The sequence below is a fragment of the Microcystis sp. M53598_WE2 genome (genome assembly GCF_030067735.1).
GTDB lineage: Bacteria > Cyanobacteriota > Cyanobacteriia > Cyanobacteriales > Microcystaceae > Microcystis > Microcystis aeruginosa.
In genome coordinates, this window is the sequence record NZ_JASJFE010000690.1 from 1 (window position 1) to 8838 (window position 8838).

At 44.5% G+C, this 8838-nt stretch carries 10 protein-coding genes; 6 read left to right on the plus strand and 4 right to left on the minus strand.

Annotated elements, in window-relative coordinates:
* Positions 1-133: 133 nt before the first annotated feature.
* The gene (nth, locus tag PX636_RS14045; protein WP_288117622.1) at positions 134-790 is read right to left on the minus strand and encodes an endonuclease III; all 657 of its coding nucleotides are present in this window, start codon (positions 788-790) and stop codon (positions 134-136) included.
* A complete protein-coding gene (gene rseP / locus PX636_RS14050) occupies positions 790-1881 on the minus strand; it encodes an RIP metalloprotease RseP (protein ID WP_002797659.1) in 1092 nt (363 codons plus the stop codon). The genes nth and rseP overlap by 1 nt, the downstream gene beginning before the upstream one ends.
* Before the next feature lie 149 nt (positions 1882-2030).
* Here rseP and PX636_RS14055 point away from each other — a divergent pair, with 149 nt between their 5' ends.
* From PX636_RS14055 to PX636_RS14070, 4 genes are all read left to right on the plus strand, one after another.
* Complete coding sequence (locus PX636_RS14055) at positions 2031-2594, plus strand: bilin-binding protein (protein ID WP_002797658.1); 564 nt, start codon at positions 2031-2033, stop codon at positions 2592-2594.
* A gap of 179 nt (positions 2595-2773) precedes the next feature.
* Positions 2774-3364, plus strand: a complete 591-nt coding sequence (locus PX636_RS14060; protein WP_002797657.1) for a PAP/fibrillin family protein — start codon at positions 2774-2776, stop codon at positions 3362-3364.
* Between the two features lie 254 nt (positions 3365-3618).
* A complete protein-coding gene (locus tag PX636_RS14065) occupies positions 3619-4275 on the plus strand; it encodes a sigma-70 family RNA polymerase sigma factor (RefSeq protein ID WP_002759776.1) in 657 nt (218 codons plus the stop codon).
* A gap of 113 nt (positions 4276-4388) precedes the next feature.
* Complete coding sequence (locus tag PX636_RS14070; RefSeq protein WP_002797655.1) at positions 4389-4940, plus strand: anti-sigma factor family protein; 552 nt, start codon at positions 4389-4391, stop codon at positions 4938-4940.
* 3 nt (positions 4941-4943) lie between these two features.
* Here the strand turns inward: PX636_RS14070 and PX636_RS14075 are convergent, their stop codons facing one another.
* The gene (locus tag PX636_RS14075; RefSeq protein WP_288117623.1) at positions 4944-6149 is read right to left on the minus strand and encodes an acetate kinase; all 1206 of its coding nucleotides are present in this window, start codon (positions 6147-6149) and stop codon (positions 4944-4946) included.
* Between the two features lie 377 nt (positions 6150-6526).
* Between PX636_RS14075 and trxA the strand changes: the two genes are divergently transcribed.
* Positions 6527-6850, plus strand: a complete 324-nt coding sequence (gene trxA, locus PX636_RS14080) for a thioredoxin (protein ID WP_002759773.1) — start codon at positions 6527-6529, stop codon at positions 6848-6850.
* Between the two features lie 9 nt (positions 6851-6859).
* On the opposite strand, the gene dprA is transcribed toward trxA, so the two are convergent.
* Positions 6860-8008, minus strand: coding sequence for a DNA-processing protein DprA (gene dprA, locus PX636_RS14085; protein ID WP_288117624.1), 1149 nt, complete (start codon positions 8006-8008; stop codon positions 6860-6862).
* Positions 8009-8443: 435 nt separating this feature from the next.
* Here dprA and PX636_RS14090 point away from each other — a divergent pair, with 435 nt between their 5' ends.
* On the plus strand, positions 8444-8761 hold the full coding sequence (locus PX636_RS14090; protein WP_002765820.1) for a DUF433 domain-containing protein: 318 nt from the start codon (positions 8444-8446) through the stop codon (positions 8759-8761).
* Positions 8762-8838 lie beyond the last annotated feature (77 nt).

An 8838-nucleotide genomic window follows, 5' to 3' on the forward strand; every position in this document is an offset into this window, starting at 1 on the left:
TCAGTGGAATTAAATATAAGATGAACGTAGGTTGGGTTGAAGCATGAAACCCAACGCCTGCATGGGTTACGCTACCGCTAACCCATCCTACCAATAATTGTGCCTCCCTACTTATCAGGTGTGAGTTTACTGTTTACTGGTTACTGTTTGCTGCGGGACAAAGAGAGGCTAATTGACAGGAAAAACAAGCGGGATTTCTTGCTTTACAAACCGCCCGGCCGTGGTAAATAATACTAATAGAAAAAGTTTCCCAATCCGGTTGAGGTAGTAAAGCCATTAAATCCCGTTCAATTTTCACCGGATCGTTATTAGTAGTTAAACCCAAACGATTACTTAAGCGCTTAACGTGGGTATCTACTGTCACCCCCTCAATAATCCCGTAAGCGTGAGCGAGTACCACATTAGCCGTTTTTCTAGCTACCCCGGGTAAAGTTAATAATTCCCCCATTGTCTTGGGTACTTCCCCCTGAAAATCCTTGAGGATTTTTTGACAAGCACCCTGAATATTTTTAGCTTTATTGCGATAGAATCCCGTGGAACGAATCAGGGTTTCTAACTCCTCTCGCTCGGCAAAAGCTAAGGATTTAGCATCGGGAAAACGGGCGAATAAAGCAGGCGTCACCTTATTTACCCGCTCATCAGTGCATTGTGCCGAGAGAATAACTGCCACCAATAACTGCACGGGAGTTTGATAATTTAAGCTACAGGTTGCCTCTGGATATAATCGCTTTAAGTTGCTTAAAATCTCTAGGGCGTGCAGTTGAGGTTCAGTTTTTTTTCGAGGGGCCATCACTGGAATAAATCCTGAAAAACTGCTAGGTTAGCCGTGTCGCGCACGATTAAGAAAACTCCTAATCCTAAGAGTAAAACTAGACCTGTTTGCATGATGTTATCTTGCAGTTTAGTCGGGAGAGGTTTACCTACCAAAGCCTCGATTAATAAAAATACTAATTGACCGCCATCAAGAGCAGGTAAAGGCAGAATATTAATTACCGCTAAGTTAATACTAATTAGGGCGGCAAATTGAAAAAGATTACCCGCATCATTACGAGCGATTGCCGCTCCATATTCGACAATTTTAACCGGTCCTGCTACCTGTTGAACACTGTCTTTAAAGTTACTAACTAACTGCCCAAAACCTTGAACGGTTAATACAATTAATCGTTGAAATTCACCCGCACCTAAGCTAAAAGCTTGACCAAAATTATCGGCTTTCAGGCGAGTTTCTTCACCGTTGGGAGCCAATCTCACCCCAATTTTACCCTGACCATCACTTCCCAATTCAGGAGTAACGATTAAATTGATCGTTTCTGTGGGGCGTTTGATGGTTAATTTTAGGGGTTGATCGGGGGAAGATTGAATAATGTCACGGAAGTCAATAATGGCATTTTGAGAAGCACCAAGGGGCTGATCATTGATAGCGAGAACAATATCCCCCGCTTGCATTCCCGCTTGTTTAGCGACCGAATTTTCAGCAGTGAAAACTTCAGGAATAATTACCCCTTCTTGATAGTTAATTTGGGGAAACCCCACGGTAGCGACTTGGGTAACAAGCAAAAAATAGGCAAAAATTAAATTAGCAATTACTCCCGCACTAATGACGATAGCTCGATCGAAAACAGGACGATTGCGTAATAAATCAGGGTCGTTATTGGGAATTTGACTATCGGGATCGTCATCGGGAAAACCAACGTAACCCCCTAAAGGAATGGCGCGGAGGGCGTATTCCGTTTCTTTACCTTGATATTTAGCTAAAGCTGGACCAAAACCGATGGAAAAGCGATTAACATGGATAGATTGCCAACGAGCAGCGGCAAAATGACCCAATTCGTGAACGACAATTAATAGGGCAAGTACACCGATCGCTATTAAAACTGACATGATGATCAAATTATAATGACTTAGCTTTTGTTTATTGTAAGCGATCCTCTTGGATAGATTTCAAAAAATCTGGAGTTATCGCTAATTTTTCGATCATTTATGATAGAAGTGATCTTAACTGCCTAATCTGACCTAACGGAGAGCGATCGATGCCTTTGAGTGAGCGCGCCCAGCAATTAATCCCAAAAGCGAGAATCATTAGTTTCGCTAATTGGCCCTATCAGCAAGCAGCGATCGCTATTTGGCAACAAGCGGATGAGCAAAATCGCTATCTCAGCGATAGCGATTTAGATACTATCGTCAATTTAGAGCCTGATTTACTTGTTTCTAGTCAACAAGCTCGAAAACTGCGGGATAATGCTAATTTTATCGTCGATAACGCCCGTCAGACTGTCTTCAGCCAATTTCCTACCATTCTTCAACCCGGGGGCGATCTTTATCCACCCCACCGCGCCGAAGCTTGTTGGCGTGATTTCTGGAACTTTTTACGCTGTATTACCTACGGTGTCGTCGGACAACAGATTCCCTATACCAGTGCCGAGGGATTGGAAAATATGCGTCTTCTTTACCAAGAATTGCAAGTACCATTAGGGGCGATGATTTCGGGTTTAGAAGCTTTAAAAGCATACAGTTTAGCGTATTTTAGAGACCCAGAAAAAACCGCAATTACTCCCTATTTTGATCACTTAATTACGGTTATGAAAAAGTTTTAAAACTGCGGCATTTAATCTGTGTTAAAATAATAAGGCCAACGGTTGAAAATGCCGCTCACTGGGGTGAAAACTCCGTTGAAACCCTGAAATCATCGGCGCGGGTGAGCCTCTTGGAACCAGCAAAAACCTTGAGCGATCGCCAAGCGGGTCGAGGTAGTTTATAAAATAAGGGAGATTCTATGGATGCCAAAGCGAAATTATTAGAATTGATCGCTGGTAGAAATCGTGGACTCCTGGCCACGGAAAGCGACCGCGTGCGGATTTTAGCGGCGATCGAACAATTGGAGGATCACAATCCCCATCCCCATCCCCTCGAAGTTAAACAACTATTAGGGGGCAATTGGCGTTTGCTATTCACCAGCAGCCGCAACATTCTGGGAATAGATCGCCTACCTTTTTTGCAATTAGGGCAAATTTATCAATATCTCGACCTGAACAAGGCCAAACTCTACAATATCGCCGAAATTATCGGCGTACCTTGGCTAGAAGGGGCAGTAATCGTCTCCGCTACCTTTGAACCCACATCCGAGCGTCGGGTAATGGTCAAATTTGAGCGCTCGATCCTCGGTCTGCAACGTCTTCTCAATTATCATTCTCCCCAAGAATTTATCGAAGCGATCGAAAGTGGCAAAAAATTTCCTCCCCTCGATTTTTCTTTCAATAATCGCCAACAAACAGGTTGGCTCGATATCACCTATCTCGATGAAGATCTCCGCATCGGCCGCGGCAGCGAGGGCAGCGTCTTTATTCTCGCTAAGGAAAAAACCTAACTTACAGAGCTATTCAGGAGACTCCGAGACTCCGAGACAGCTTTTATGTATTCTCCCCACTACCCCACCTCCCCACTTGCTGCTCCCTTGCTCCCTTGCTCCCTTGCTCCCTTGCTCCCTTGCTCCCCCAGATGAATGCCCCGATCGGTTAGAATCAGAATATGGAAAAAAAATTATTTATTTTCGGGAACCTTTACTGAATTCTCCCGTCCTCAAGCTCTGAGTGAGGAGTTTATATCCCTAGAGGAAATCCCATGAGTCAATCGATTCCAGCATCTTGGTCACTTGAGGCCAAAAAGTCTCAAAACCCCGTGTCCCCTGACAAACTCTCCAACTACGATCTAATTGCACGCTGTCAGGAAGGGTGCCAGCCCGATCGAGCAGCTTTTGCGGAACTGCTGCGGCGCTATCAAGCTCATATTGATAAATTACTCTATCATTTGGCTCCCGATTGGCAAGATCGCGCTGATTTGGCTCAAGAGGTCTGGATTCGCGTCTATCGCAATATTAACCGTCTCCATGAACCCCTCAAGTTCCGCGGTTGGTTAAGTCGCATTGCCACTAATCTTTTTTACGACGAATTGCGGAAACGCAAGCGGGTTAATCACCCCATTTCCCTCGATGCTCCCCGGCGCGTGGAAGATGGCGAAATCGATTGGGATATCGAGTCCGATTACCCCAGTCCCGATGAACATCTCACCACCCACGAATTCTACGATCAATTACAGGCGGCGATCGCTGATTTACCAGAAGCTTTTCGGACAACTATTATTCTGCGAGAAATTGAAGGCATGGCCTACGAAGAAATTGCCGAGATGACGGGAGTTTCTTTAGGAACTGTTAAATCCCGCATTGCTCGCGCTCGCGCTAAATTACAATCTGTTTTACAGCCCTATTTTACGGAAGGCTAAATAAAATTGTGGTGATTCGGCACTAACGGTCGAAATGAGGAGTCGTTAAATTTAACTAGCTCCGTGCTGGTAAAAAGTGATTGTATACCGATCGCTTCTGGTCGAGGTCAACCATGAATAATTATCAACCCGAAGACGTTCAATGGATCAAGTCTTTGTTACGTCACGATGACAGCGATTCCAACTCCGCAACCGAGGATATTTTATTCTTAGATGAGGATAACGAAGAAGCTCATCGTTTCGATTTAATTAGCGCCTATATTGATAACGAAGTAACGGTAGAGGAACGGAAGCTAGTTCAGCATTGGTTAGACCATGATGCTGCCGCTAAAAAACTCTATCAGCAGCTCTTGGGATTACAAACTAATTTAAAGCAAATTCCCGTACCGGCTACTATGGCCAGCGACCGATTAGCAGAACAGGTGTTCAGAAAAGTCGATGGTCAGCGTCGTCGGCAATATTATGTTTATGGTGGCGCAATTTTCACCGCTATGGCGATCGCTGTTGGCTCCTACTTCGTCTCGGGACGCAATGATCCCCTCTCCCAAATGGCGAGCAGTCCGAGCAGTATTAGCCAAGAGGGAGACCATTTGATGATTGCTCTTAACCATCCGATTATGGAGATTCCCGCAACGGAACAGCCAAAAGAGAATGGCCAAAGGTAAGGTCTATTGAGATAAATGCCAGCATTCTCGTGCGATCGCCCAATCTTCCGCCGTAGCAATTACCATCACGCGTACTTTAGATGTCTCGCTGGCGATATCCTCATCCCGGGGACGAGCGGCATTTTTAGCTAAATCTAACTCTAAACCGAAAAAAGACCAGCCTTGACTGGCTTTTTCCCGTACTAAAGCTGAATTTTCGCCGATTCCTGCCGTAAATACCAACACATCCAACCCCTCCAGAGAAGCAATCATCGATCCGATTAAACTTTTCAGACGATGAATATACATCTCAAATGCTAATTTTGCCCTCTCGTTGCCTTCGGCCATCGCCGTCGTAATTGCCCGCATATCCCCAGAAATACCAGAAATTCCCTTTAAACCCGATTCTTTATTGAGTAAACTATTTAAACTATCGGGATTATATTGATATTCTCGCTCTAGATAAATCAGAATCCCTGGATCGATCGAACCGCTGCGGGTTCCCATCATCAATCCCTCTAGGGGAGTAAATCCCATAGTAGTATCGATACTTTTACCCCCCTTGACTGCCGATAGGGAAGCACCATTGCCCAGATGACAGATCACCATTTTCAACGATTCTAGGGGTTTTCCTAACAATTCGGCGGCTCGTTGGGAGCAGTACTGATGACTGGTGCCATGAAAACCATAGCGACGGATTCCCAGTTCACTCCATTGGTAGGGAATGGGATAAAGAGAAGATTCGGGAGGGATAGAACGATGAAAAGCGGTGTCAAACACTGCTACTTGAGGAACATCGCCCAAAACTTGCTCGATCGCTTCAATTCCTTCTAAATGAGCGGGATTATGGCTAGGAGCCAGGGGAATCAGCTTTTTAATCGTTTCTTTGACCTGGGGAGTGATCATGGTTGCCTGGGAATATTCCGTGCCACCATGGACAACTCGATGACCGACTATACTAATGTCGGCGAGGTTGGCTACTACCTTAGTTTCGCCAGTGACTAAGGTATCTAACATCCGAGCAATTGCCGCCGGACGGTCTTGACTAGAAAGATTAATTTCCTGTTTAATTCCCTGAGCTTTTACCGTTAAAACCGCGTAATCAGGGTTAACCGTCCAATCGATCCCCGCTTGCCAAATTGGTTGCGGAGGATGGCCGGGGAGAAACTCTAAATCGTACAAACAACTTTTTTGACTGCTCGATCCCGCATTTAAGACCAGAATTTTCATAGAAAAGCTCAATTAGGAGGTGGCCTATGGCGATCATAATCAAACTCAGGTTAAGTCTAGATAAAATCGCTGACTTTTCGGGTTTTTCTTCAAGAAAATTTTATCCGGCTGTGATCACCCATCCCTGACTCGGGCAATATTACAAAACTTTATCAAAAAAAAGTCAAAATAGAGCCTCTAGGGTTATAAAATAGAAGAATACCCCTTGTGAAATTAATCCAAGAAGCTACCTCTGATGCAAGTTAAGGCCTCTATAGTGGATTTAGAGCTAGTTCTCGTCCTTTTCACCAGTGGAATGTCAACATCGCACCACGAATCTCTAGAACGGAATTTTTGCGTATTCTAGATAACCGTGATTACTAGAGGATTTCTTAAGTATGTCAGAGGTTACTGCCGTTACAGATGCCACCTTTAAAGATGAAGTTTTAGATAGTGCCGACCTTGTCCTAGTGGATTTCTGGGCTCCTTGGTGCGGCCCCTGTCGAATGGTGGCTCCCGTTGTGGGAGAAATTGCCGCACAGTTCGAAGGGCAAGTCAAGGTGGTGAAACTCAACACCGACGAAAACCCCATTATCGCTAGTCAGTATGGGATTCGCAGTATTCCCACTCTGATGATCTTCAAAGGAGGTCAAAAAGTTGATATGGTGGTCGGGGCTGTACCGAAAACCACTTTAGCTACCACCATAGATAAACACCTGTAGAGGAGTTGACTAGGTTTTCTGGTAACGCATACCGGGTAACTGAGTCACTAAACCGATTAATTCTAATTCCAATAAGATCCCCGCCACTTCTGAGGTGGGGATTTGCATTTTTTCAACAATAATGTCAAACAACAGGGCATCTCTGTCAAATAACTGATACACTTGTGCTAGTCTAGGTTCTAGATTGACTGGAGGAGCAGGATTAAAGGCCGGGGATGTCTCTAGAGGGAGTGAAGGGGAGAGATTAACTGGTGCGGATTGGTTTGCGGTGGGAATTGCCCCCAACATTTCTAATAATTTCTCCTCAGAAACGATAATTTCTGCTCCCTGATGAATCAGTTGTAAACAACCCCTAGCGGCAGCAATATCGGGAGAATTGGGTAAAGCATAGATATCGCCGCCGAATTCGTTAGCATAATTAGCTGTGATTAGGGAGCCTGACCTTTCTGGGGCCTCGATAACAATAGTCGCGCGACTTAAACCGGCGATAATGCGATTACGACTGGGAAAATGGGCTTTATTCGGCTGAGTTGCGGCAGGATGTTCACTAATAACTAAACCCTGCTTTTGGATGTCCGCGTGTAGCTGCCGATGACGACTAGGATAAACCACATCGACCCCCGTTCCCAAGACGGCAATCGTTCTTCCCCCCGCTTTTAAACAGCTTTGGTGTGCCTCGCCATCAATTCCTTCGGCCATACCAGAAACAATAGTAAATCCCTGTTGGGCCAAAAGGGTACTTAAGCGCCGCGCCCAGCGCCGGCCGTGATCCGTGGGGTTACGAGTACCCACAATGGCGACGGTGGGGATATTTCCCTGATTTTCCTCTAAATTGACCTTTCCTTGATAGTAAAGTAAGGGGGGAGGACTGGGAATTTCCCAGAGAAAGCGGGGATATTCTGGGTCGCTAGGAGTCCAAAAAAGGGGGTTTTTCTGGATATGTTCGGCGAAAAGAGCTTCTGGGTCAATTTGCGATCGCCCTTCCCGTACCGCTACCATTAACTTTTTGCCAAATCCCGCCACTTCTGCGATCGCAGTATCGGTGGCATTCCAGGCCACAGCGACACTGCCAAAATGTTGATAGAGTCGCTTTAGGGAAATTGACCCAACTCCAGCAATACTTGACCATGCTAACCAATAAACGCGCTCGTCTGTCAATTTAAAAAGCTCCTCAAACCAAGTAATATTTTCAGTCGGTTAAAACTGACTGCGGCCAGATGACCTTAATTTATTTTAATCTTGCCGGAATCTCTTCCATTAGTTGTTGAGGTATTGTTGAGCCTCGTCAATGTCTTTCACTTTTTTAAAATGTGAATAAGTTGTTCTTGATCTTTTCGGGGAAGTTGTTCAGTTGCTTCTAGTATTTCTGCAAAAGTGGCTTGAGTCATGGTTTTAGTTGGTTATAGTGGTCTTTGGAGCCAATTGTAGCAGTAACAGTAGAATATGTTAGCATAGCGTAACGGATAATAATATGAAAATGTATCAAATGTTTCACATTAAAAGGCACGTTAGGTAACGTATCCTAAAAGATCGGTGGTTGCGTTTTTTCAAGAAAAATGCTATGATATCTAGAAGTAGAGTAAATGAGTTATTATGTCATCTTTAGTGCTTAAACAGCATATTGAAGTAACACCCGGTGTTTGTGGCGGTAAACCTCGTATTGCTGGACATCGTATTAAGGTACAAGACATTGTTATTTGGCATGAAAGAATGGCGATGTGTCCTGATGAAATTGTTTATAATTATCCAACGATTACTTTAGCTGATGTTTATGCAGCTTTAGCTTATTACCATGAGCATCGAGAAGAAATTCGCCAAGATATTGAATCCAGCGAAAATTTTGCTAAACAGTTACAAGGGGATAAACCTTCATTGGTCGAAAAACTTTTAAAGGGAAATAATGGCCAATAAGCTTAAGTTTCACCTAGATGAAAGCGTCTCTAATGCGATCGCTAAAGGTTTAAGAATGCGAGGGATTGATGTTACAA